The organism is Alishewanella sp. SMS8, from assembly GCF_030737935.1.
GTDB lineage: Bacteria > Pseudomonadota > Gammaproteobacteria > Enterobacterales > Alteromonadaceae > Alishewanella > Alishewanella maricola.
This window is the reverse complement of sequence record NZ_JAPJEA010000002.1, coordinates 174,119-198,198: the sequence shown is the minus strand read 5'-3', so window position 1 is coordinate 198,198 and position 24,080 is coordinate 174,119. Positions and strand designations below refer to the sequence as shown.

Sequence of the window (24,080 nt, the reverse complement as noted above, 5' to 3'; positions counted from 1 at the left end):
CTGCGTTATCGCTTGTTTATGTAGAATAACTACACGGCACAAGCTCTGCCTTGTATAAAGACCAGCCACTCAGCTGCAAAAACAACCAGCAAACGTCAACAAGCCCTAGTATGCCGTTCACGGTTCTCGCGTTTTTGCTCTGCATTTTTCTGCAATAACACATAGGTAGCACTGTAACCCCCATGCTGGCGCTGCGCGGTATGAGCGGCTAATACGGGGGTAAAACTGGGTAACCACTTAAAAACATAGCTGCGCAAAATAGCAGGGTGTGGCTTACTGTTTCGGCCCATACCATGCTGGATCAATAAAGTTCTGACGCCACGTTTATGGCAGTCGGTAATAAATTGCAGTAACTGACTACGAGCTTCTTGCAAGCTTTTACCAAGCAGGTTAAGCGTGGCATCTAATTGATATTTACCTAAGCGCAGATTGCGATACACACCTTGTTGTACGCCATCTTTACAATAGGCAAATACGTCGTCGGGTTTAACTAAATCAACGTATTCCATGCTCAAATATTGAGGATCGTATTCCATCTCTTGTTCAGCGGCTTTGCGTCTGGCCTGCTGCGCTAAGGTAGGACTGAATTCGCCATTTTGTTGAAGTACCGCATCTTGCGGTAGGGGTTTAACATCGGCCATTTCGCTCAGAAACAGCCCAAATTCGTCTTGTGACATGTCTGACTCCGATGCTTACTGCTAAGAGCCGAGTATAGCCTGTCAGGCTGTTGGAAAAAAGCCGCTTATTTTGTTTGCGCTTGTAACTCAATATTCGCCAGATCATTGGCGGTTGCTGCGGCGGCTTGGGCTTTTTTACGTGCAGCAGCAAAACGCAGCAGGTAATAAGCATTGATCAATAAAACTAATAAGTTGGAAATCACCCCTTGCGGAATGGCGATGTGGCTGTAATACACAAACAATAAGCTGCAACCGATTAATGTAGCTAATCGTAGCCAGAACACATCTTTAATAAAAAAAGCGCCGATACAAATTGTTAGGCCAATCCAGCTGATAATATCGTAAAACAGATTTTCCATGTTAATGCTCCGGCATAGTGTGCGCAATGGCGCGCATTATGAGCAGAGTCGAGTAATTACTCAACTAAGATAAATTACATTTTTCAGATTAGTTTATTTAATGGATTTTTTGCTGGATTTGCCAAAGGCGATAACGCGAATACAAAAGGATTAGCGCCGCAGCGAGCGGCGCTAATGTCACGAATTACTGACGTAAATTAACCTGACTATTGGCAATTTCACGCGTCATAATTAACCATGCTTCGAGGTTTTGCCGCAATGCAGTGGGATCAATTTTATCCAGCGTATCATTTGGGGTATGGTGATAATCAAAGTAATCCGTACCATCCTGCATCAGACTCGCGACGGGTACGCCTTGTGCTTTTAACATCGACACATCTGGCCCCCCAGACGCGGTGTTCGGGCCCATAGCGATACCCAGCGGTGCTAATTTTTTCTGCAGTTCCTGGGCAAAGGCTAATGCTTGTTCACCCATACCGGTGTCAAAACGCCAAATACGACCTGCGCCAAAGTCTGATTCTGAAGCAAACACATGGGTGTGTAATTGCTTATGGTGTTTAGCGGCATATGCGCGGGCGCCAATTAAACCGCCTTCCTCATTACCAAATAGCACCACGCGAATGGTACGCTCAGGCTTCTCTTGCTTTAATAAAGCGGCTGTCGCCATCACGATGCCCACACCGGCGCCATCATCTAATGCGCCAGTACCTTCATCCCAAGAATCTAAGTGTGCACTGATTAGCACGATTTCATCGGGGCGTTTGCTACCTTTGATCTCGGCAATCACATTGTGACTGGTAACAGTACCTGGGAGATTATTACTCATTTGCATGTTTAGCGTCAGTTCTGGGTTAATCGCCAGCATCTTGCTCAATTGCTGCGCATCGGGTACGGAAATGGCTGCCGCAGGAATACGTTCAATGCCTTCTTCGTAACGCATTTGACCGGTGTGGGCAAAACGGTTATTGCTGCTACCGACTGAGCGGATCACTAAGGCTTTTGCACCAAGTTTTGCTGCTTCAACTGCACCCGTAGCGCGTGCCCCGACGACTTGGCCATAAAAACCACCGCGAATATCTTTCTCTAAGGCATGATTAATAAAAACAATACGATCTTTCACTTTAGAAGCGTCCGCTTTTTTGAGCTCTTCTAAGGTATTAAACATGACAACTTGGCTGTTGATGCCATCAAACGGGGTACCGATTGAACCACCCAAAGCGGTGACCACTAAAGATTGATGAAAAGGTGCTGCCACTTTTAAGCTCGCTTGACCACGCTCCCAGTACAGCATATCAAAGGGTTCGCGCCAGACTTTATCAAAACCCAATTCGGTAAATTTTTGCTCTGCCCACAGTACCGAGCGCATATCGGCCTCACTGCCGGCTAAGCGCGGACCTACTTCTACCGTTAACGATTCAACTAATTTGTAAGCTAAATCTTTATCAATAGTTACATTTTGGGCATGCACATTTAGGCTAAAAGCTGCTAGTATTGTTGTTATCCACATTTTCATGGTTTGTTCCCGCTATTTGGTTTGACTGTTGTGGAGACGTTATCATGTTTTACGGATGAAACCTAAGTAACTCGCTGGACGTCAGTTTTTGGTCGACCAGCCGAAAAATGGAGACGCTGCAAGGATGCAAGCATTTATTCAAACCTGCTATAACCCCACTCCTGTAACCCAACAGTTAACGGCGCTTGTTGTTGATGATACGGTGGCTGTGCGTGCTTACCTTAAAAGTATCTTGCATCAACTTGGTGTAACTCAGGTGCTAGAGGCAGCCGACGGCGCCAAAGGCGAAGCCTTGTTTATGCAGCATCAACCACAATTAGTTTTTTTGGATATTCAGCTACCAGACATAAACGGTAAGGTATTGTTGCAACGTTTCAGGTGTGTTGACCAGCAATCACATATATTTATGATCTCGGCTTATTCCAGTGTCGATAACTTGAAAGCAGCTGTAGCAGGCGGAGCAAAAGCTTTTGTAGTGAAACCTTTTACTGCAGAAAGAATCTCAAGTCTGGTTCAACCCTTATTGTCGTGTAGTGTCTGATGCATACCCGGATTATTCTGTCATAATGAGATCAGGCTAGTATTAGTTTAATGAGCGGTGCAAAACATGAATTTAGAAGATATGCTGAAAAATTCAGCGGAAGCAGTGAAGTTACTGAAAGCGGTGTCGAATGAGCGCCGTTTAATTATTTTATGCCATTTGTTGCAAGGCGAGCTGTCGGTAGGTGAATTAAACAGCAAGTTGGATTTAAGCCAATCTGCACTTTCACAGCATCTCGCTTTATTGCGCAAAAATAAATTGGTGAAAACGCGTAAAGAATCGCAAACGGTGTTTTATCGGATCTCTAGCGATGAAGTAACCGAGGTCATTGCACTATTACACAAACTGTATTGCGCTGAGTAATTTGTCGCGCTGTGCACTGATTGTCGGCTGCTTTGTGTGGCCGAAATGAACTTACAAAAAAACCAGCCGAAGCTGGTTTTTTTGTTTTACATCGCCAATTAGGCTGCTTTTAACGCTTTTACATGGGCGTTTAAGCGAGACTTATGACGAGCTGCTTTGTTCTTATGGATCAGACCTTTGGCTGCCATACGATCAATAACAGGGACCATCTTGTTGAACGCTTCCTGAGAAGCTACTGCGTCAGCAGTTAATACTGCTGCGTAGGTTTTCTTGATGAAAGTACGCATCATAGAACGTTGACTGGCGTTTTGCTGACGACGTTTTTCTGATTGTATTGCGCGCTTCTTAGCAGACTTGATGTTAGCCAAGGTAACACTCCTAAAAACTTAAAACCGGACTCTTTAAAGGCCGCATAATATGCCTATTTACTGGCCCATTGTCAAATGCTTTAAACGAAAAGGCCCGTAATTAAATTGCAGTGAGCACTGGTAATTGATCTCAGTAACAGGTGAAAATAGCGCCGCAGCAAATAAAGGAGTCTCTCGTGTCAGGAAAATTACTAAAGTCAGGGCTGATTGTCAGCTTTATGACGTTGATTTCAAGAGTGTTAGGCCTGGTGCGAGATGTGGTGGTTGCCAATTTTGTTGGTGCGGGTGCTGCTGCTGACGTGTTTTTCTTTGCTAACCGTATTCCAAATTTTTTACGTCGACTCTTTGCCGAGGGCGCTTTTTCTCAAGCCTTTGTGCCGGTGTTAAGTGAAGTTAAAGCTAAACATGGTGATGATGCGGTTCGAGAATTAGTGGCCAAGGTGGCGGGAACGCTGGGTGTTATTGTCACTCTAGTGACGCTGGTGGGGGTGGTCGGCTCGCCGTTGATTGCTTTGCTGTTTGGTATGGGCTGGTTTATCGAATGGCTGAATGATGGGCCTGACGCGCACAAGTTTGAAATGGCCAGTGTGATGTTAAAAATTACCTTTCCTTATCTTTGGTTTATTTCTTTAGTCGCGTTATCGGGCGCGGTGCTAAATACCTATAACCGTTTTGCGGTAGCGGCCTTTACGCCCGTTTTCTTAAATATTGCGATTATTGGCTCGGCGCTGTATCTGGCTCCTGGGTTGGATGAACCCGCTATGGCATTGGCTTGGGGCGTGTTTATTGGCGGTATTGTACAGTTATTATTTCAATTACCGTTTTTAGCTAAAGCCGGTTTGTTGGTGCTGCCAAGATGGCATTGGCAAGATGAAAACGTGACAAAGATCCGTACTTTGATGCTACCAGCACTGTTTGGTGTTTCTGTAAGCCAAATCAATCTGCTGCTCGATACCGTGATTGCCTCGTTTTTACTAACCGGGGCCGTAAGCTGGTTATATTACTCGGATCGGTTAATTGAATTTCCATTGGGCTTATTCGGGATCGCGATTGCCACGGTGATCCTGCCGAACTTATCGCGGCATCATGCCACGGCAGATACTGCGCGCTTTGCTCACACGCTGGATTGGTCAGTGCGCTTTGTGGCGATGTTTGGTTTACCGGCGATGCTGGCGTTAATGGTGCTGGCACAACCGATTATCACGGTGCTGTTTATGCGCGGTGAATTTACCCAGCAAGATGTGTTAATGGTGTCGTACAGCTTATTGGCCTATTGCTGTGGCTTGTTAAGTTATATGCTAATCAAGGTGTTAGCACCTGGCTATTATGCGCGGCAAGACATTAAAACGCCGGTGCGAATTGGCATTATCGCTATGGTGGCCAATATGGTGTTTAACCTGATGTTGGCACCCTTTTTAAGTTATGTAGGCTTGGCTTTAGCTACGGCGATGTCGGCAAGTTTAAATGCGTTTTTATTGTATCGTGGTTTAAAGCTCGCTGGGGTGTATCAATTAAGCCGTTTTAGTATGGTGATGCTGGCTAAATTTGCTTTGGCCAGTGTATTGATGGCTTCAGCGCTCTATGTCGTTAGCCCAAGCTTAAGTGTCTGGGTGGAGCTGCCTTTAACGTCGCAAATAGTGCAATTATCCAGTTTGTGTCTGTTGGCTGTAATAGCGTACTTTGCCTTGCTGTTCCTGTTTGGGGTGCGTTTGGCTGATTTTAAAGCAAAAACTGTTGCTGAAAGCCAACGGTGATCGGGTTATAATCGTCAGTTGACAAGCAACCGCAGGAATAATTTAAGGCAGGCATGGAGTTAATTCGCGGCATCCACAACATATTACCGCAGCATAAAGGCTGTGTGTTAACCATCGGCAATTTTGACGGTGTGCACTTGGGGCACCAAGCCGTGTTAGCTCAGGTTAAACAACTGGCACAGTCGAAGCAGTTGCCGTCTTGCGTAATGGTGTTTGAACCCCAACCTCTGGAATTATTCGCGGGCAGTGATGCGCCGGCTCGGATCTCTCGCTTTCGTGAAAAGTATTTAGCGTTAGCAGAATTAGGCATCGACCGATTACTCTGCGTTGGCTTTAATCGTGCTTTTGCGGCACAAGATCCAGAACAGTTTATTGAAGATTTACTGCTTGATAAGTTAGGCGTACAGCATTTGATTGTGGGTGATGACTTTCATTTTGGCCAAGCCCGTAGCGGTAATTACGCGTTATTAGAACGTGCCGCCTTAAAGTATGGTTTTGGTTTAAACAGCACCTCAAGTTTAAAACTGGAGCAGCAACGGGTTAGTAGTACGTTGATCCGCAGTGCCTTACAAGCCGACCAACTGCATTTAGCTGAAACTATGCTAGGGCGGCCTTTTGCATTAACTGGGCGAGTAAGACATGGTCGTAAGTTAGGCCGAAACCTTGGCTTTCCCACTGCGAATGTCTGGTTGTACCGTAAAAAATTACCGGTATCAGGCGTTTATGCCATCACTGCTCGCACCTGTTTTGGGGTGTTTCAAGGGGTGGCTAATATTGGTAATCGGCCAACCGTACAGGGTGTGCGTGAACAACTAGAAGCGCATCTATTTGATTTTAATCAAGATTTATATGGTAGTCAGATTGAAGTGGTGCTGCGGCACAAACTTCGAGCCGAACAGCGGTTCGACAATCTGGATGCATTAAAACAGCAAATCGCCGTCGATGAAGCGGCAGCGAAACAGTATTTTAGTCAGCAGCCTGCGCTACTGAACTCACTAACTTAACGGAATTTAAACGGATGAGCGATTACAAGCATACCCTGAATTTACCAGAAACGGCTTTTGCTATGCGCGGCAATCTGGCACAGCGTGAGCCACAAATGTTGGCAAAATGGACCGAAGCCGATTTATATGGTCAGATCCGTGAAGCTAAAAAGGGTAAAAAAACCTTCATTCTGCACGATGGCCCCCCTTATGCAAACGGTAATATTCACATCGGCCATGCTGTTAATAAGATCCTTAAAGACATTATTGTTAAAGCAAAAACGTTATCTGACTTCGATGCACCCTATGTGCCGGGTTGGGATTGTCATGGTTTACCGATTGAATTGGTGGTGGAGAAAAAGTACGGCAAGCCCGGACAAAAATTAACGCCTGCCGAATTTCGAGAGAAGTGTCGTGAATATGCGTTAACGCAAATTGATGCGCAGCGCACTGACTTTATCCGCTTGGGCGTATTGGGCGATTGGTATAAGCCATATCGGACAATGGATTTTCAAACCGAAGCTAATATTATCCGCAGCTTAGGTAAAATTATTGAAAACGGCCATTTGTTACAAGGGTTCAAACCCGTGCATTGGTGTACCGACTGTGGTTCGGCCTTAGCCGAAGCGGAAGTGGAATACCAAGACAAGATTTCACCGGCTATTGATGTGCGCTTTCAAGTCGTGGATGAATCGGTCGTCGATCGCTTTGATCATCCAGAAGCGCATCGGGGGCATGGCCCGTTGGCTGTGGTGATCTGGACCACCACACCTTGGACAATTCCAGCCAACCGCGCCGTGGCGCTTAATGCCGAGCTGAGCTATTCACTGGTGCAGGTTGAGCAAGGACCACAAGGTGCTGAGCGTTTGATTATCGCTACTGATCTGGTGAAAGAGGTGATGGCGCGCGCTAATATTGAACATTATCACGCCTTGGGATTCTGCCAAGGCAAGCAGCTAGACTTAGTTAAGCTGCAGCATCCGTTATACGATTTCCAAGTGCCGGTGGTACTGGGTGAACATGTTACGACTGAATCGGGTACAGGATGTGTGCACACGGCACCAGGGCACGGTCAAGAAGACTTTGTTGTTGGTCAAAAATACCATTTAGAAGTGGCGAACCCCGTCGGTGCCAATGGCGTTTATCTGCCGGATACACCGATGTTTGCTGGTCAGCACGTTTTTAAAGCCAATGATACTATCGTTGAAGCATTAAAGGCGGCTGGCGCTTTGTTATTGCACAAAGCGTATAAGCACAGTTATCCCCATTGCTGGCGGCATAAAACACCCATTATCTTTCGCGCTACGCCGCAATGGTTTATCAGCATGGAGCAGCAAGGCTTACGACAAATGTCGTTAGAACAAATTGCCAAAACTCGCTGGATCCCTGATTGGGGTCAACAACGGATTGAAAACATGGTAGCAGGCCGGCCCGATTGGTGTATTTCACGGCAGCGTACCTGGGGTGTACCTATTGCGTTGTTTGTAGATAAAGATACCGGCGCCTTACATCCAAAAACCGCAAGTTTAATTGAACTGGTGGCGAAACAAGTTGAGTTGGGTGGCATTCAAGCTTGGTTTGATCTTGATGCAGCACAGTTGCTTGGCGAAGACAGTGAGCGTTATACCAAAGTCACTGACACACTCGATGTTTGGTTTGATTCGGGCATTACCCATGCTGCGGTGGTGGATGCGCGCCCAGAGTTTCATCAGCCTGAGCAGATTGATTTGTATTTAGAAGGCTCAGATCAGCATCGCGGTTGGTTTATGTCATCCTTAATGACGGGCGTAAGCATGAAACAGCGCGCACCGTATAAACAGGTATTAACCCATGGTTTTACCGTTGATGGTGAAGGCCGCAAGATGTCAAAGTCGTTAGGTAATGTGGTATCACCTCAAGATGTGATGAACAAACTGGGTGCAGACATTTTACGCTTATGGGTAGCAACAACGGATTACACCTCAGAGATGACGGTTTCTGATGAGATCCTTAATCGTGCTGCCGATAAATATCGCCGCATTCGAAATACTGCGCGTTTCTTGTTAGCAAACCTTAACGGTTTTAACCCAGAAACTGATGCTCTGCCATTTAACCAATTGGTCGAGTTAGATTTGTGGGTGGTTAATCGTGCTGCGCAGTTACAGCAAGAGATTATCGATGCCTACGACAACTATCAGTTCCATCAGGTCAGCCAAAAGCTGATGAACTTCTGTACTGTTGAACTGGGTAGTTTCTATCTGGACGTGATTAAAGATCGTCAGTATACCGCTCACAAAGACAGCCAAGCGCGTCGTAGCTGCCAAACTGCGCTTTATCATATTGTGCAAGCCATGGTGCGCTGGATGGCACCTATCATGAGCTTTACGGCACAAGAAATCTGGGAAGCCTTACCGGGTCAACAACACGCGTTCGTGTTTACGGATGTGTGGTACAGCGGTTTTACCGAGTTACCAGCAGGGCGTTTCAGTAATGCTTATTGGCAGCAACTGCTGCAGGTACGTGACGAGGTGAACAAAGTGTTAGAAGCGGCACGTCGGGAAGAGCGGATTGGTGCCTCTTTGCAAGCCGAAGTGACCTTGTTTGCCGAGCCCAGTTTAGCAGCAGCCTTACAGCAGTTAGGTGACGAATTACGCTTTGTACTGATCACTTCTACGGCAACCGTTAGTGCACAAGCGCCGAGCGCTGACGCGATTGCTACGGCAATTCCGGGGCTAAGTGTATTGGTCACAGCGTCTAGCGCGGCGAAGTGTGAGCGTTGTTGGCATCACCGGCATGATGTGGGTATTGATCCGGCGCAGCCGGGGATCTGTGGTCGCTGTGTTGATAACGTCAGTGGCCAAGGTGAAACACGGGAATTTGCGTAATGCGTTTATTTCAAGAAACAGCATGGCGTTGGTGGTGGTTAATTGCGTTGCTGATCCTATTGGATCAGCTGACTAAGCAGTTAGTGCACCAACAAATGGCCCTATTTGATTCAATTGAGTTGTTGCCTTTTTTTAACCTAACCTATGTACGAAATTATGGTGCAGCATTCTCATTTTTAAGTGATGCGGGTGGATGGCAGCGCTGGTTCTTCACCGGTATTGCGATCGGGATCAGTGTGGTCATTGCCGTTTGGATGAGCCGATTAAAACGCCACGAAATCAAACTTAGTTTGGCATTAAGTTTGGTGTTGGCTGGCGCCATGGGTAATTTAATTGATCGTAGCATTTATGGTTATGTGATTGATTTCTTTCATTTGTATTATCAGGATTGGCATTACCCCGCATTTAATATTGCCGACTCAGTGATCTGTATTGGCGCTGCACTGTTAATTTGGGATAGTTTTAGCAGTGATTCTGGAGCAAAAAAATGAGTATGATTACCCCAAGCAGCACCGTGGTGTTTCATTTTGATATCAAATTAACCGACGGCTCTGCCGCTGAAAGCACCCGAGTGCACAATAAACCGGCTAAAACCCAACTGGGTGATGGCAGTTTATCTCCGGCGTTTGAAGCACAATTATTAGGCTTGCAGGCCGGTGATAAAAAAACCTTTACCCTAGCGCCAGAAGACGCTTATGGTACGCCAAACCCTGATAATATTTACTATGTTGACCGTAGTAAGTTTTCGGCAGACGCCCCAGCCAAGGTTGGCTCTATTATTGGTTTCGCCATGCCAGATGGCTCTGAGTTACCAGGGCTCGTACGTGAAGTGGTGGGCGACTCGGTGACGATTGATTTTAATCATCCACTGGCTGGCCAAACCCTAACTTTTAATATCGAAATTGTACAAGTGAGCTGAAATGGACATTTTGTTAGCTAATCCTCGTGGTTTTTGTGCCGGTGTTGATCGGGCGATCAGTATTGTAGAGCGTGCGTTAGAGTTGTACGAGCATCCGATCTATGTACGACACGAAGTGGTGCATAACAAATTTGTAGTTGATGGCTTACGCCGCAGCGGCGCCGTGTTTGTCGATGAATTAGATGAAGTACCCGATGGCCATATCGTTATTTTTAGTGCGCACGGTGTTTCACAAGCGGTGCGCGAGCGGGCTAAACAGCGTGGTTTAAAAGTATTCGACGCGACTTGCCCATTAGTCACTAAAGTGCATATGGAAGTCACCCGTGCCAGCCGTAAAGGCATCGAGTGTATTCTTATTGGGCATGCTGGCCATCCTGAAGTTGAAGGTACCATGGGCCAGTATGACAATGCCGATGGCGGCATTTACTTGGTAGAATCGGTAGAAGATGTCCATACGCTGCAAGTTAAAAATCCCGCCTTGCTTTGCTACAGCAGCCAAACCACCTTGTCGGTAGACGATACTGCGGATGTGATTGATGCCCTAAGAACACGCTTCCCAGACATTGAAGGGCCACGCAAAGATGACATTTGCTATGCCACGCAAAATCGTCAAGATGCCGTGCGCGAGTTGGCATCAAAAGCGCAGTTGATGTTAGTGGTGGGAGCAAAGAACAGCAGTAATTCAAACCGCTTACGCGAGTTAGCTGAAAAACTGGGTTGTACTGCCTATTTAATTGATACCGCCAACGATATTCAACAAAGCTGGTTAGACGGTGTCACTAAAGTGGCGGTAACGGCCGGCGCGTCTGCACCAGAAGTACTGGTGCGAGATGTAATAGCCCAATTAAAAATGTGGGGCGGCAACACCGTTACGGAAACGCAAGGTCGCGAAGAAGGGGTGGTGTTTGCTATTCCGGCTGAGCTGCGTTAAATAGGAAATACCTCATGAAAAAGCTGCAGGATGTGCCTCGTCTCGAACTGCAGCTGCCAGATCTCACTCAGGGAAGTCATTTGCTTCGTGTGGTGGTGTTCTCGCAAGCTCTGGCGTTAATACTCGCATTAGCGCCTTATTCCTCTGAGCCGTTTTGGAGCAGCCTCGGTACTATCAGTCTTTTTATTCACTGGATCAGCTTAGGTAGCTGCTTAGTGTTTAGTCGTTTACAACCTCGTTTGCGCTTTATGTCACTGATGCCATTTGCCTTGGCGGTACAGCTAATATTACTCAGTGTGACCTTTGTATGCTCTTATCTCAGTTTTTGGTTCTTACAGGAAGGCAACAATGTATCTTTCTGGACTGAAGCTGCTAACAACTTGATTATTGCCTTTATTGTAGGTTTAGTGCTTATTCAGTTTTTGATTATGTATGATGAATTAGCCCGCAGTATCACGTCACAACAAAAAGCTAAGCTGAGTGCTTTACAAGCACGTATTCGACCGCACTTTCTATTTAACTCACTTAACACGGTGGCAGAATTAATCCATACAGACCAAGACGCTGCGGAACAAGCCTTGTTGAATTTAGCAGACTTATTTCGGGCGGCCATGGCTAGTGCTGAAAATATAAGCTTGCAAGATGAACTGGCACTATGCAAACAGTATCTAGCCTTAGAACAGTGGCGATTAGGCTCTCGTTTGGTGGTAAATTGGCAACTGCCCGAAACGATCCCCACGCTAAACTTACCGGCGTTAACTATTCAACCACTACTAGAAAATGCGGTGCAATATGGTTTTGAAACACGAACGGTAGCGGGGGTACTAGATATCAAAGTGTATCTAGGTAAAAAACAGTTAAGTATCGTTATTGAAAACCCTGTCGCAACGAGTCATAAAAAGCAAAATAAAAACGGTATAGCCATTGCTAATATTCAGCAACGGCTAAAAATATTATTTGGCCAATCCGCTCAGCTGACAACTTATGAGTTGGCCGATATGTATCGAGTGAAACTTGTGTTACCGCTGGAGGGGGAATGAAAGTATTAATTGTTGACGATGAACCCCTGGCAAGAAGCCGCTTACAACGTTTATTAAAGCCGATAAATCAAGTTAGCTGTGTTGGCGCGGCTGAGCATGCAGCTCAAGCTTGGGAAATGATTGGTACATTACAGCCAGATGTCGTGTTATTAGATATTGATATGCCAGGTGAAGATGGATTAAGCCTAGCTGCAAGGATCGCTGAATTAGCGTTGCCCCCCGCTTTAGTATTTGTAACTGCTCATCCTGAACATGCATTAAAGGCCTATCAAGTGTCTGCTGCCGATTATCTTTTAAAGCCAGTAGTTCCTGAGCGATTGCAGCAAACCTTAACTAAAGTGGGTGCCTTAACTCGAGCTCATATTGAGCGGCAACACGGTACTGAAACCAAACTGGCTTATCAATGTGGAAATGTGACAAAAACAGTGCCTTTGGCACAAGTTTATTACTTTGTCGCCGATAGTAAATACGTTAAGGCCATCTTTGAGCATGGCGAAGCTTATTTAGACTTGTCTTTGGCTGAATTAGAGCAACGTTATACACAATTGTTAAGGATCCACCGAAGTTATCTTATTAATCCAAAGTATTTTTCTGCTCTAAAACAACATGCCGGACAATATGTTATTCAATTATCATCCTGCGCCGAATCCCTCCCCGTTAGTCGTCGCGCGTTAACGCAAGTTAAACACGCACTGCAACTAGACTAACACTGACCGTTTATCGGCTAATCCTACCGTTAGTCCTTACACCACTTGGTTTATCAAGTTAATCCTTTATAGTAATAAAATGATAGAACTATTGGAGCAAGTCATTAATGCGACGTAACGCAGGCTTTACCTTGATTGAACTGATGATTACTGTGGTCGTGCTCGGCATTGTTGCGACTATCGCGGTGCCTTCTTTTATTTCTCTTGTGCAGTCTAATCAGTTAACGGGTCAAATCAATCAGTTAGTAGGTGCTTTAAGTGCTGCTCGTACTGAAGCGATTAAAATGAATCAAAATGTGGTGTTCTGCCACAGTAGTGATGGCGCAACGTGTTCTGATATTGATGATGGCGCATGGCAAGGTTGGTTGATAGGCCTAGCGCCAACTGATCAAAGCGCCGGGATTGTTGCTGGCAGTATGATGGCTACGGGTTTCTTACAAACGGGGCAATTGATATTACGCGCGAACAACAATATTGCTGATGCTGACTCGCAAGTACGTTTTTCACCCCAAGGTCTGGTGCGAACGACCAATGGTAGACCACTTAATGGTGTGCTTCGCGTTTGTATCAATAACAGCAACGATAACAATACTCGAGATTTGATCATTCGGTCGGGTGGTCATATTGCGGTTGATACTTTGACCCTTACCAGTTGTACAGCGCCATAAGGAGTTACTAATGCCTGCTTTAAAGATGATGAAAAAACAAAAAGGTATTACTTTGCTAGAAGTATTAATTTCAGTCGTAGTGCTGTCGATTGGCTTGCTTGGAATTGCTGGTTTACAAACCGTCAGTCTGAAAAGTACCAACATGGCACACGAGCGCGCAATGGCTGTTATCTTAACTGAAACCTTATTTGAAGTTATGCGTGCCAATGCTGCCGCTGCCAGAGCCGGTGACTTTGCTATGGATTGCAGTTCTCCAGTGGCGGGTACTGAACAATGGTTTGATGATGTTCGGGCGGCGACCTCTCCAGAAACCTGTGCCGTAGTTGCATGGAATAACGGTGTTTATACCGTGACAATTGATTGGAGTAATCAGCGACTTGATGTTGACTCTAGAATTGTAATGGAAACACGCCCATGAAATGGCAAAAAGGTGTGACCCTAACTGAACTGCTTATCGCTCTGGTATTGGGTATTCTTTTATTAGGTGGCGTGCTCGGCGTTTTTTTGTCGAATCAAACTACGGCCAGAACAACCGAAGATTTATCTAACCTGCAAGATCGTATTCGGTTAGCTTTTCAGGTGATGTCGTATGATCTGCGTAGTGCCGGCTTTTTAGGCTGTAATAATTCTGAACGGGTGATTTCAGTGGTGCAAGTTGCTGGAGCAACGCCGGTATGGGCAACATGGCAGGGTGGTTTAGTGGGTACTGGTGTAGTTAGTGGAAATAGTGAGTCCATGCGCATTATGTACGCGGCTGGGCAAAGTGCCAGCATAAACACGCATGTTCCACCGCGGATGAACCTTAACCAAGACACTAATTTGTCTGTTGGTGATTTAGGTGTCATTTGTGATGATACTTTAACATCGATCTTTCAGGTTTCAGCTGTTGGTAATAACTGGGCTGAGCATGCCGCGGCAGGTTTGAATTGTTCTGCTGATCTGGGTTTTGCCAATCCGTTTATTTGTGCCACTGCTCGTCCAAGAGTTTATCCTGCCGATGCCATGCTAATGCGTTTTGAAACGGTGCGTTGGTTTGTCGCGGCCAGTGAAGTCGATAATACGTTAAATTCATTATTTCGTGAAATAGTGGTGAATGGCGCTGTGGTGCAAGAAGAAGTGTTATTTGGCGTTGAAAGACTTAGTTTTGCCTATCAAATGCGTAATGCGGCTTTTGGTCCAGTGCCATTTTCCGCTGCTTTAGATATGACGCAGGTCACAGGTGTCAATGTCACCATTTTGCTAGATGCAGCAGCTTATTCAAATATTACGATGGCCGATGATACGCGAACTATCGAGTTTTTTACGACGGTTAGAAATCGTTAGAGGTGTTTATGTTACCAAGAATAAAGCAACAGCAAGGTATTGCCTTAGTCGTCACGCTATTACTGCTGGTGGCCATTACCGTACTCACGCTGTCTAGTATGCAGCGTTCTACCTTGCAAGAGCGAATGACAGCAAACTTGTATGAGCATCAATTATTTGTTCAACAAACCGAATCAGCGCTGCGCGTGGCAGAAAATGTGTTGGCTGGCCTGTTACCTAATCCTGCTACTGCAGTGGGTACACCTGGATTTTACGGTATTCCAACAGCAGGCCAAGCTGATCGTTGGGAGGACCCTGCTACGGTATGGCAAGCTGCTCCTGCGGTGAATGAAATGCTCGATTTACAAGCGCGTTACATTATTGAATATGTTGGTGACTGGCCAACACCTGCGGCACCCGATTGCGACAGTGCGACAACCATTGAAGCAGATTGTTTATCGCCCACCTTTAGAATTACCGCCCGTACCCAGCCTGCAGACAATCGTCCAGGTGTGATTATGCAAACCATCTGGCGTTTATAAGGCTAGTGAGGAAAAAATTATGCAAGCTTTAATGAAAAAATCCGTTTGGTTTATGTGTGGGTTGAACTTCGGTGTTGCCATGTCGGTTTCCGCTGCGACATTATCTATTCCAAACGTCCCTCTGCAAACGGGCAGTGATGTTCCGGCAAATATCATGTTTTTGTTGGATGATTCGGGGTCTATGGCTTGGGAATATATGCCGAATGCCATTGCCAATAATTACAGTGCACCAACTTCAAAAGTCTGTACAGAATATAGAGGCAATGGAAACTGCAAAACGGAGAAAACAATCAGAACGGGAGCTAATGTGCAAAACTATTGGTATTACTCTTCTGAAGTCAACAAAACCTACTATGACCCAAATGTTGTTTATCAAATACCTCCGAATGAAGGCGGCACCTTACCTAATGTTCCAACTTATACTAAAGCTTGGATGGATGGTTTTGACAAAAGTAACTCCAGAGATCTGAGTGATGAATTTGACATGATTACCAATGGCGGGACCTTAAGGTTTACGGAAGGTGGTTTCTATTACAACTATGCGCCTAGTGCCACTGATCTTGTCAGTTGTAATAGTAATCTGAAACAAAATAAATGTTATAGCTATGTTTCAATGAACAGCGCAACTACTGCACAAAAGTCAAACTTTGCTATTTGGTATTCTTATTATCGCAGCCGTAAGTTATTGGCGCGATCTGGGGTTGGTACTGCTTTTTATAACTTACCAGATGATGTGCGAGTAGGTTATGGTGCTTTAAATGATGGTTTAGAGGAAGGCGTTCGTGAGTTTAACCAAGATGGCAGAAAGAACTTTTATGATTGGCTATACGATAGCAAAGCCTCTGGTGGCACACCGCTGCGTAGGACATTAGAATATGCAGGGAATTACTTTTCTACAGATGAGCCATATCGTGCGGACCCAACAAAATCTAGTAGCGCTTTAGTGAGCTGTCGTCAAAACTTCAGTATTTTGACGACGGATGGTTCATGGAATGGTAGCAATCCAGCCAGTAAAATTGGGAACGCTGATGGTGATTCTTATCAAATTACCTTAGCCGACGTTGCAAGTTATTATTACAAAAATGATTTAAGATCCGGCTTAACCAACAATGTACCAAAACGTAAAACAACTTCGCCTAATTGGCAACATATGGTGACTTTTGGTGTAGGTTTAGGGGTTGAAGGTACGTTAGATCCTGAAGTGGCTAAAAATTATGCGCCAAATGATAGCCGTTGGCCAAATCCAAATAATGACGATCGAAAAATTGATGATTTATTACACGCTGCGGTGAATGGCGATGGTGAATTTTTCAGTGCAAAAGATCCGGTAACCTTTAGTAAGCAAATTACTACTGCATTAAAAGCGATTTTAGACCGTATTGCTTCAGCGTCTAATTTAGCAGCCACCACAACGTCATTGTTAGAAGATAACAGTGTGTTCCAAGCTTCATTTAATACTGCAAGTTGGAGTGGTACGTTAATTAGCCGTGATGTGGATGATTTATCCTTACAGTGGTCAGCTAATTTTCCTGCGTGGCAGAGTCGTAACATTCAAACTAGTCGCACTACTTTAGGTATTACAACGTCATTTCCGTTTACATGGGATAATTTATTACCACTTGTGGAGCGTCCTGCATTAGAGTCAGAAATTGTGGTTAATTATTTGCGTGGTGATCGCAGTAATGAAAAACCGTCAGGAACTTTAAGACAGCGCGTGTCTATTTTGGGTGATATTGCACATTCTTCGCCGGTGTATGTTGGCGCGCCACAAAACCGCAATTATCAACGTTATAGCTGGGCGGGCTCGTCATCTTATGCGGCTTTTGTTGCAGATAAAAAAGATCGCGCTCCGATGGTATATGTGGGGGCTAATGATGGCATGTTGCATGGTTTTAATGCTGATACCACCAGCTCAACCAAAGGTATTGAAACTTACGCTTATGTTCCGCAAAAAATGCTGACTGCCGCAGCACAATTAGCGTCTTATTCTAAAGAAACCTACGCACACCGTTTTTATGTTGATGGTTCACCAACTGTCGGTGACGTTTACATTAACGGTCAATGGCGTTCTGTCTTGGTCAGCTCTCTAGGCCGAGGTGGTAACAGTGTTTTCGCTTTAGACGTTACAGATCCGACCAATATTACCTTGTTGTGGGATCTGACTATTCCAGAATTAGGTGTGATGACAGCCAAACCCGTTATCACCCGTTTGAATAATGGTCGCTGGGCAGCAGTAATGCCCTATGGTTACAATAACAGTACCAATAAAAGCGGTTTGTTAGTCATTGATATTCAAAATGGTGGCACGCCGATTAAGCTTGAGTTACCGAATACTGCAGGCGAGCTAGGTCAACCAGAAGGCTGGGATATGAACCGCAATGGTAATGCTGATTGGTTCTTTGCGGGTGACTTAAACGGTAATGTTTGGAAATTTGACTTATCTTCAATCTCTGCAACAAACTGGGGGGTGGCTTACAATAATACACCGCTGTTCACAGCAAAAGATGCGGGTAATAAAGCGCAGCCAATTACCGGCGGTATAACGTTATCGAGCCATCCAACAACAGGCGAATTATGGATTTTCTTTGGTACAGGAAAATACTTAGAAACAGGTGATAGCTTAAATACAGATACACAAAGCTGGTATGGTATTGTTGATGGCACAATTATTAGCAATCGTGGTCAATTAGTACCACGCTATATGACGAATACGACCTACACCAACGGTGCTATTACTGAGCAAACAAGGACAGTGACTGCTGGAAGTTCGAATGATTTGGTCAATAAACGTGGCTGGTATATGGATTTAATCGATGCTAGAGAGCGTGTCACCTCAAAAGCTCGTGTTGTCGGCACTAACTTGATTTTAAATACGATTATTCCCGATTCTGATCTATGTAATCCGCAGGGTGATGGTTGGGTTATGGCGATAGACCCTTTTAGTGGCAGCCGCTTAAAATATCACTTGTTTGATTTATCCAATGATGGCGAATTTAATGATTCAGATGGTATCACGACAACGAATGGGCAACAGAACGTTATCAATGTAGCGAGTGGTCTCAAATTTGAAGGAATGCCAGGTGAACCTGTTTTTGTTGGTGAGCAGATGTTAGTGGGCGATTCAAGAGTCTCTATTGATTCTCGCTTAGTCAACTTACAATTAAGAAGAGGCCGGATATCCTGGCGTGAGGTAGTAAACTAATGCAAAAAATACGTGGCGTTACCTTGATTGAGCTAATGATTGCCGTTGCTATTATTGGTATCTTGTCGGCTATAGCCTATCCCTCATATACCAACTATGTGCTGCGCTCTAATCGAGCCGCAGCAACGGCTTGTTTAGTAGAGCAAGCGCAGTTGATGGAAAGAACCTACACACAAAATATGAGCTATAATCCAGCGGGCTTTGTCTTACCCAACACGCAATGCCAGCAAGAGCTGGCAACACGCTATGCTTTTGCGCTCTCTACTATAACCGCAAGAACTTTTACGCTTACCGCTACACCAACGAGCATCCAGTCAGGTGATGGCTGTGGCGCATTGACGTTGAATCAGGCTGGGCAAAAAGGTGCGAATGGTGAAGTTAGTGCCGCAGCTGTACAATCGTGTTGGTAGCAATATTTTCACAATATTGACTTGATCTATTAACCGCTGCTGCTATGTTTATTTTCCGAGGATAAAAAACCGAGGTCAATATGAAGCAGCAGCGTGGTGCAACATTGATCGAAGTATTGATCACCTTACTGATTATCAAAATTGGTTTACTTGGCGTGCTAGCTGGGCAACTGCTGGCACTGAAGTGGGTTACTGATGCCACTCAGCGCACTACGGCTATTGCGCTCTCCCAAGAAATTGTACAACAACTGCATAGTTTTAATTCTCCTCACAAAGCCAGCGATTTTCAGCTTGCTGAACAGCCTGCCTCTGAATGCAGTGCCCATCTTCCTTGTCAATATACCGAGGCGCGCCAATATCTTTTGTCACGTTGGCAAGCGAAATGGCAGGGCTCTGCGCATAGTTATGGTTTATTACTCGATCCACAGTTTTGTTTGCAGCAGCACAATGGCCAGCTGCAATTAGCGGTAAGTTGGCAGCAAAATGCAGCATTTGCACAGGGCATAGCGCCTACCTGTAAGGTAGGAAATGGCCGCTCTGGTTTATCTTTAGCCCAAGAGTAACGTCTGATGATTCGGCGGGAAGCTGGTTTCTCTTTAGTGGAATTACTGATTGCAGCCGCGTTAGCCCTGATGTTGTTATTGTTGATGTTAACCACTTTTACTGCGCTAAATCAAAGTTCGACGCAAACACGGCAATTAGCCCAATTGCAGCAAAATGGTCAGTTGGTATTAAATTTACTGCACAATGAATTAAAAAATACGGGGTTTTGGGGTGGGTTACCGCAACAGCAATTAGCCGAAGCCGCAACCTTATCTTTACCGGCCGGCGACTGTGTTGCTGAAGGGTTAGATAGCGGCAGTTTTCCGATGAGTGGTCAGTCTTTTCTCACTTTATATGCTGCCAGGGCAACCGGTGGTCGGCAATTAGGTTGTTTAAATAACCTGATCAGAGATACAGAGTTTTTACAGTTAAAACGTAGTATTGGCTTAATTGTGGCACCTGATGAAATGCGCGCGAATCGGTTTTATTGGCAAGCTGATTGGCAGCAAGGTCGATTTGTTGCGGTTGATGCCGCACAGCTGAATGCTGGGATGTTGTTTCCTTATCAGCATCTAGTATTTTATTTGCAGCAGCAAAACCAAAATGGTCAAACTATCCCGGTGTTAATGCGTAAAAGATTAGTTCGCAATGCAGCGGGGGCAGCCAGTATCAGTACGGATTCTATTATTGATGGTGTTGAACGGCTGCATTTTGAATTTATGATTGATAGTGATTTGGATGGGCGGCCTAACTTTAGCTTAGCGAGCCACCAAATGACAGTAGAGCATTGGTTGCAACAACAAAGCCGGATTGTGGGTTTGCAATATCATGTGTTGTTAAGGTCTCTGGAACCTGACCATCATTATAACAATACACAGCAATATCAACTTGGTAGCATTCAGTTTGAGGCGCCAGGTGATGCCTATCGTCGCTTGCAGTTAAGTGGCGCTGTCTATTTTGAAAACGCTGTTCTGGCAGAGCAGTAAAACGGTTAGTTACATTATTGTTATTGATACTTCGGAGGCGCTATGAGAAATCGCGGCATGGTTTTACTCACTGCACTGTTGTTCTTAACGGTTATGTTATTAGTTGTAGGCAGTAATTTATTTATCAGCAAGTTAAGTGCTCAGTCTGCACAGGCAGCTCAGCAGCAGTTGCAGTTAGAATTTCGTGCTTTAGAACAACATTTGATGATGTTAAATAATGTTGATCCTGAAGAATTACCTCGAAATAGCTGGGATATGCCGGCTTGTCCTGCCATTTACGCAGCGTGGAGTGATCCTGAATTGCAGTGTGAGTTGCTATTTGTCGAAACGGCTTTACGCAGTGATGAGCGGCCAGTGTTCGCTCGTTATAATAGTATTTTGCTGAGAAAACGCTTTCGGTTTGCGGAGGATCAGCCATGATGCGCTTTCTTCTGTTGTTAGCCATTATAGCGCTACCAGTACATGCGCTTTGCCCACCTTTAACCCCCGAGGCAACGCAAGTGAAGCTGCAGCATGATTTGAACGGGCAACTGTGGTTGCAAAGTAGCGAATCAGCTCAGCAGTTGCTATTAACTGAAGATAAATTGGGCAAGGTGGTCGCTCAACTTGAGCTTACCACAACGGGCATTCATTCAAGTATTCAAGCTCAACCCTTAGTTGAAGATCGTAACCTTGATGGTGTCGTCGATCATATTTGGTTACTCAGTCGTGAAGGTTTACTTTGGCGTTTACCCTATGCCGATGGTCAGTTTGGTGTTGCCCGAGAAATGGCAGATTTAACCGCAAGTGGCCTTCGCTTTATTGCAACCGCTGGTCTACTTCGAACAAAGTTACCAACGACCATAGCGCCACCCAGTTGGGGTATTGCCGATCAGTATTTAGTATTGGTTATTGGCCGTCACCCGCAAACCGGGCACGATAGCATTATGCTATTACGATTTGGTTTAAATCGGTTGCAGCAAAGCGTTATTCATTATCAACACCTCGCCGACCGAACCTTATTAGATCCAGCAGAACAAGCCCAAACACTCAGTGCACAAGATTGGCGTGCATTACTGTCTAATGCTGGTTGGAAGATACATTTACCAGGCAAAATTAGCAGCAAACCGTTGGTCGCTGCCGGTGTTTTGTATGCCCCTGTTGCCAAAACAGACACTGCTGCAGAGTGTGAAACAGAGCAAACTGATCAGTTATTATATGCGCTGCAAGTGCATACTGGCGGTCGAGTTTATGCAGAGCGAATGATGACGGTGCCTTTTCTCGCGGATGCGCAGCTGCGTTTGCGTCAAAATGCGGATAAAAGCATTAAATTAGAGTTAGGTTCAGACTTTCAAAACCGCTTGCTATTAACGAATTTACGTAAAATTAGTGCAGAATGTTATCACTGCAGTGAGCCGTTAAGTTTGGATAAGTTTCCTATTTGGCAGCGTTTAGCCACCTATCGAAGTGAACAAGGGGCTCACTAATGCAAGCGCGTGGTGTCACGCTTATTGAAATGCTGATTGTAGTGCTACTGATCGGCATATTAGGTGCTATCGCTTATCCCGCTTATCAGCAGTATGTGCTGCGCAGTTATCGCGCTGAAGCGGTGAAAACCTTGCTCATACTCGCGAATAGGCAAGAGCAAAGGTTAGCAGATTATGGTGCTTATACCGCTGACTTGGCTCAGTTAGGCTTTGTGCAAAGCTTATCTGAGTCAGGGCGTTATCGTATTACTGTTGAGCTCACGGCAGGGCAATTTGCCTATCAGTTGCGCGTAACGGCAGAGGGGCCGCAAACCCAAGATCGTGACTGTTTACGTTTTAGTCTTAATCATCTGGGGCAGCGCAATCATACTTTAACTGAGCCGCTGTCGTGTTGGAACTAACGGCCGTTTAGCGACCTGTTAAATCGGACAAGCCTGTTCATAGCGCGATAAACGATTGCGGCCAGCTTGGTTTAACACTAAGCGATAATGCCATTGATAGCGATTAGGAGGGCAATAGTAAAAGGTGCCATTTTCCAGAGCATCTAAGCTTCCATCGCGTCGAAATTGTAATTGTTGTCGATGGTAGCTTAGTCGATGGTCGTTTTTAAGCGCGGGCAGTTCGCGTAACAGCACGGTTTCATTATTAATTGGATCAAGTAACAGCAATTGAATGGGATCGTGCTGCCATTGTCCTTGACAGCGTTGACCTTGGATCGGACAGATTTTGACCGGTTGTTGGCTACTGCTCGCTTGGATCCTCGCAAAGTGTAAATGTCGACTGAACTGTTGCATATAGCTGCTGGCGTGTTGTCGATGCATCAGTTCAGACATGGCCGGAGCGGCAATGGATAACAGGATAACCAGTACAAGTAGGGCAACTAGTAATTCGATTAGGCTTAAACCGCGTGAGATCATGGCGACACTCCTGCTGTATAAAACAATCAAGAGTGTAGCCAAGAATCCATTAAAGTTAAATTTAAATTAAAAAAATGTTTATTTATGGCAAATCGTAAATGGTTGGGATCGGTTGACGCTTATGTTGCGTTTTTTGGAAAATCTGTACTAAACGCTCTGAAACCGCCGCATCGACTGTTTTACCTTCCAGAAAATCATCAATTTGCTGATAGGTCAGGCCAAGCGCGGCTTCATCGGCTTTTTGTGGTGCTAGACACTCTAAATCAGCCGTAGGCGTTTTTTCAACCAGTGTGGCGGGTGCACCAAGATGTTTTGCCAAGGCACGAACTTGACGTTTGCTTAAACCAAATAACGGTGCCATATCGCAAGCGCCATCGCCCCATTTAGTATAAAAGCCGGTAATGTTTTCAGCAGAGTGATCGGTACCTATTACTAAGCCACCTTGCAGGGCCGCGATATGATACTGTGCCACCATACGACAGCGCGCTTTAACGTTGCCTTTGGCAAAGTCGGCTTGAGCTGCATTGGCTTGAGGTAAGCCTTCAATACCTGCTAGGGTGCTTTGATGTAAGGCATCGGCGGCGGTTTTGATATTTACAGTGACAACATGGCTAGGCTGAATAAAGCCCAATGCCAGTTGTGCTTCGTCTTCGTCTTTTTGTGTACCATAAGGTAAACGGACAGCGATAAAGCGATAAGTATTTGCTGCGCCGGCATTCAGCTCATCAACAGCGAGTTGTGCTAAGCGGCCACAGGTCGTCGAATCGACACCGCCACTAATACCTAACACCAATGTGTTTAAGCCTGATGCGGTAAGTCGCGATTTAATAAAATCAATGCGGCGACGGATCTCGTGTTCAACGTCAATTTGCGGCAAAACCCGCATTTCCCGGATAATATGTTGTTCCATAGTCATAATAGCCTCATCGATTAGTACCTGTTTATCTTAACGTATCTCAGCAGAAGAAGATCAACTAATTATTAGACAAAAGCTGAAGCCTTATGCGGCTTGTATTATACTGCCG

The 24,080-nt window shown here is 45.3% G+C and carries 27 protein-coding genes; 21 read left to right on the top strand and 6 right to left on the bottom strand.

The annotated features are described in order from the left end of the window. Positions 1–95 precede the first annotated feature (95 nt). From smrA to ORJ01_RS08475, 3 genes are all read right to left on the bottom strand, one after another. Positions 96–677 carry a DNA endonuclease SmrA gene (smrA, locus tag ORJ01_RS08485; RefSeq protein ID WP_306177659.1) on the bottom strand — a complete coding sequence of 194 codons (582 nt, stop codon included), beginning with the start codon at positions 675–677 and terminating at the stop codon, positions 96–98. Positions 678–742: 65 nt separating this feature from the next. Continuing rightward, positions 743–1,036, bottom strand: coding sequence for a hypothetical protein (locus ORJ01_RS08480; RefSeq protein WP_226751135.1), 294 nt, complete (start codon positions 1,034–1,036; stop codon positions 743–745). 184 nt (positions 1,037–1,220) lie between these two features. Further along, positions 1,221–2,549, bottom strand: a complete 1,329-nt coding sequence (locus ORJ01_RS08475) for a M20/M25/M40 family metallo-hydrolase (RefSeq protein ID WP_306177658.1) — start codon at positions 2,547–2,549, stop codon at positions 1,221–1,223. A 124-nt stretch (positions 2,550–2,673) separates the two neighbouring features. Here ORJ01_RS08475 and ORJ01_RS08470 point away from each other — a divergent pair, with 124 nt between their 5' ends. Beyond that, positions 2,674–3,090, top strand: coding sequence for a response regulator (locus ORJ01_RS08470; protein ID WP_306177657.1), 417 nt, complete (start codon positions 2,674–2,676; stop codon positions 3,088–3,090). Between the two features lie 66 nt (positions 3,091–3,156). Further along, positions 3,157–3,453: a helix-turn-helix transcriptional regulator gene (locus ORJ01_RS08465; RefSeq protein WP_226751138.1), complete on the top strand. Its 297-nt coding sequence runs from the start codon at positions 3,157–3,159 to the stop codon at positions 3,451–3,453. Between the two features lie 98 nt (positions 3,454–3,551). Here ORJ01_RS08465 and rpsT read toward each other — a convergent pair whose 3' ends face one another. Further along, positions 3,552–3,821: a 30S ribosomal protein S20 gene (rpsT, locus tag ORJ01_RS08460; RefSeq protein WP_226751139.1), complete on the bottom strand. Its 270-nt coding sequence runs from the start codon at positions 3,819–3,821 to the stop codon at positions 3,552–3,554. Between the two features lie 176 nt (positions 3,822–3,997). On the opposite strand from rpsT, the gene murJ reads away from it, so the two are divergent. From murJ to ORJ01_RS08365, 19 genes are all read left to right on the top strand, one after another. Next, positions 3,998–5,575: a murein biosynthesis integral membrane protein MurJ gene (murJ, locus tag ORJ01_RS08455; protein ID WP_306177656.1), complete on the top strand. Its 1,578-nt coding sequence runs from the start codon at positions 3,998–4,000 to the stop codon at positions 5,573–5,575. Positions 5,576–5,628: 53 nt separating this feature from the next. Then, complete coding sequence (gene ribF, locus ORJ01_RS08450; RefSeq protein ID WP_306177655.1) at positions 5,629–6,579, top strand: bifunctional riboflavin kinase/FAD synthetase; 951 nt, start codon at positions 5,629–5,631, stop codon at positions 6,577–6,579. Positions 6,580–6,593: 14 nt separating this feature from the next. Next, a complete protein-coding gene (gene ileS, locus ORJ01_RS08445; protein WP_306177654.1) occupies positions 6,594–9,422 on the top strand; it encodes an isoleucine--tRNA ligase in 2,829 nt (942 codons plus the stop codon). Next, positions 9,422–9,913, top strand: coding sequence for a signal peptidase II (gene lspA, locus ORJ01_RS08440; protein ID WP_306177653.1), 492 nt, complete (start codon positions 9,422–9,424; stop codon positions 9,911–9,913). Before ileS ends, lspA begins: the two co-directional genes overlap by 1 nt. After that, positions 9,910–10,341, top strand: coding sequence for an FKBP-type peptidyl-prolyl cis-trans isomerase (gene fkpB, locus ORJ01_RS08435; protein ID WP_226751144.1), 432 nt, complete (start codon positions 9,910–9,912; stop codon positions 10,339–10,341). Before lspA ends, fkpB begins: the two co-directional genes overlap by 4 nt. Position 10,342: 1 nt before the next feature. Further along, complete coding sequence (gene ispH / locus ORJ01_RS08430) at positions 10,343–11,272, top strand: 4-hydroxy-3-methylbut-2-enyl diphosphate reductase (RefSeq protein WP_306177652.1); 930 nt, start codon at positions 10,343–10,345, stop codon at positions 11,270–11,272. 14 nt (positions 11,273–11,286) lie between these two features. Further along, positions 11,287–12,312 (top strand): sensor histidine kinase, encoded by a 1,026-nt coding sequence (locus ORJ01_RS08425; RefSeq protein ID WP_306177651.1) that lies wholly within the window; start codon positions 11,287–11,289, stop codon positions 12,310–12,312. Next, on the top strand, positions 12,309–13,019 hold the full coding sequence (locus ORJ01_RS08420; RefSeq protein WP_306177650.1) for a LytTR family DNA-binding domain-containing protein: 711 nt from the start codon (positions 12,309–12,311) through the stop codon (positions 13,017–13,019). Before ORJ01_RS08425 ends, ORJ01_RS08420 begins: the two co-directional genes overlap by 4 nt. A 107-nt stretch (positions 13,020–13,126) precedes the next feature. Further along, on the top strand, positions 13,127–13,687 hold the full coding sequence (locus ORJ01_RS08415; RefSeq protein ID WP_226751148.1) for a GspH/FimT family pseudopilin: 561 nt from the start codon (positions 13,127–13,129) through the stop codon (positions 13,685–13,687). A 10-nt stretch (positions 13,688–13,697) separates the two neighbouring features. Continuing rightward, the gene (gene pilV / locus ORJ01_RS08410; RefSeq protein WP_226751149.1) at positions 13,698–14,105 is read left to right on the top strand and encodes a type IV pilus modification protein PilV; all 408 of its coding nucleotides are present in this window, start codon (positions 13,698–13,700) and stop codon (positions 14,103–14,105) included. After that, a complete protein-coding gene (locus ORJ01_RS08405) occupies positions 14,102–15,010 on the top strand; it encodes a PilW family protein (protein ID WP_306177649.1) in 909 nt (302 codons plus the stop codon). Before pilV (ORJ01_RS08410) ends, ORJ01_RS08405 begins: the two co-directional genes overlap by 4 nt. Positions 15,011–15,018: 8 nt before the next feature. Beyond that, positions 15,019–15,531: a PilX N-terminal domain-containing pilus assembly protein gene (locus ORJ01_RS08400; protein ID WP_226751151.1), complete on the top strand. Its 513-nt coding sequence runs from the start codon at positions 15,019–15,021 to the stop codon at positions 15,529–15,531. Positions 15,532–15,550: 19 nt separating this feature from the next. Further along, positions 15,551–18,733, top strand: a complete 3,183-nt coding sequence (locus tag ORJ01_RS08395) for a pilus assembly protein (protein ID WP_306177648.1) — start codon at positions 15,551–15,553, stop codon at positions 18,731–18,733. Next, a complete protein-coding gene (locus tag ORJ01_RS08390; RefSeq protein ID WP_304504383.1) occupies positions 18,733–19,143 on the top strand; it encodes a type IV pilin protein in 411 nt (136 codons plus the stop codon). Before ORJ01_RS08395 ends, ORJ01_RS08390 begins: the two co-directional genes overlap by 1 nt. Before the next feature lie 80 nt (positions 19,144–19,223). Then, positions 19,224–19,706 (top strand): type IV pilus modification protein PilV, encoded by a 483-nt coding sequence (gene pilV, locus ORJ01_RS08385; RefSeq protein ID WP_226751153.1) that lies wholly within the window; start codon positions 19,224–19,226, stop codon positions 19,704–19,706. Between the two features lie 6 nt (positions 19,707–19,712). Continuing rightward, positions 19,713–20,672, top strand: coding sequence for a PilW family protein (locus ORJ01_RS08380; RefSeq protein WP_306177647.1), 960 nt, complete (start codon positions 19,713–19,715; stop codon positions 20,670–20,672). A 42-nt stretch (positions 20,673–20,714) separates the two neighbouring features. Next, entirely contained in the window at positions 20,715–21,092 is a 378-nt protein-coding gene (locus ORJ01_RS08375; RefSeq protein ID WP_306177646.1) for a hypothetical protein, read from the top strand. Continuing rightward, entirely contained in the window at positions 21,089–22,138 is a 1,050-nt protein-coding gene (locus ORJ01_RS08370) for a hypothetical protein (RefSeq protein WP_306177645.1), read from the top strand. Before ORJ01_RS08375 ends, ORJ01_RS08370 begins: the two co-directional genes overlap by 4 nt. Continuing rightward, positions 22,138–22,539, top strand: a complete 402-nt coding sequence (locus ORJ01_RS08365) for a type IV pilin protein (RefSeq protein ID WP_226751157.1) — start codon at positions 22,138–22,140, stop codon at positions 22,537–22,539. Before ORJ01_RS08370 ends, ORJ01_RS08365 begins: the two co-directional genes overlap by 1 nt. 18 nt (positions 22,540–22,557) lie before the next feature. Here the strand turns inward: ORJ01_RS08365 and ORJ01_RS08360 are convergent, their stop codons facing one another. Both ORJ01_RS08360 and nadE read right to left on the bottom strand, forming a co-directional pair. After that, positions 22,558–23,055, bottom strand: coding sequence for a GspH/FimT family protein (locus ORJ01_RS08360; protein WP_306177644.1), 498 nt, complete (start codon positions 23,053–23,055; stop codon positions 22,558–22,560). Positions 23,056–23,137: 82 nt separating this feature from the next. After that, complete coding sequence (nadE, locus tag ORJ01_RS08355; protein WP_306177954.1) at positions 23,138–23,965, bottom strand: ammonia-dependent NAD(+) synthetase; 828 nt, start codon at positions 23,963–23,965, stop codon at positions 23,138–23,140. Positions 23,966–24,080: the final 115 nt, after the last annotated feature.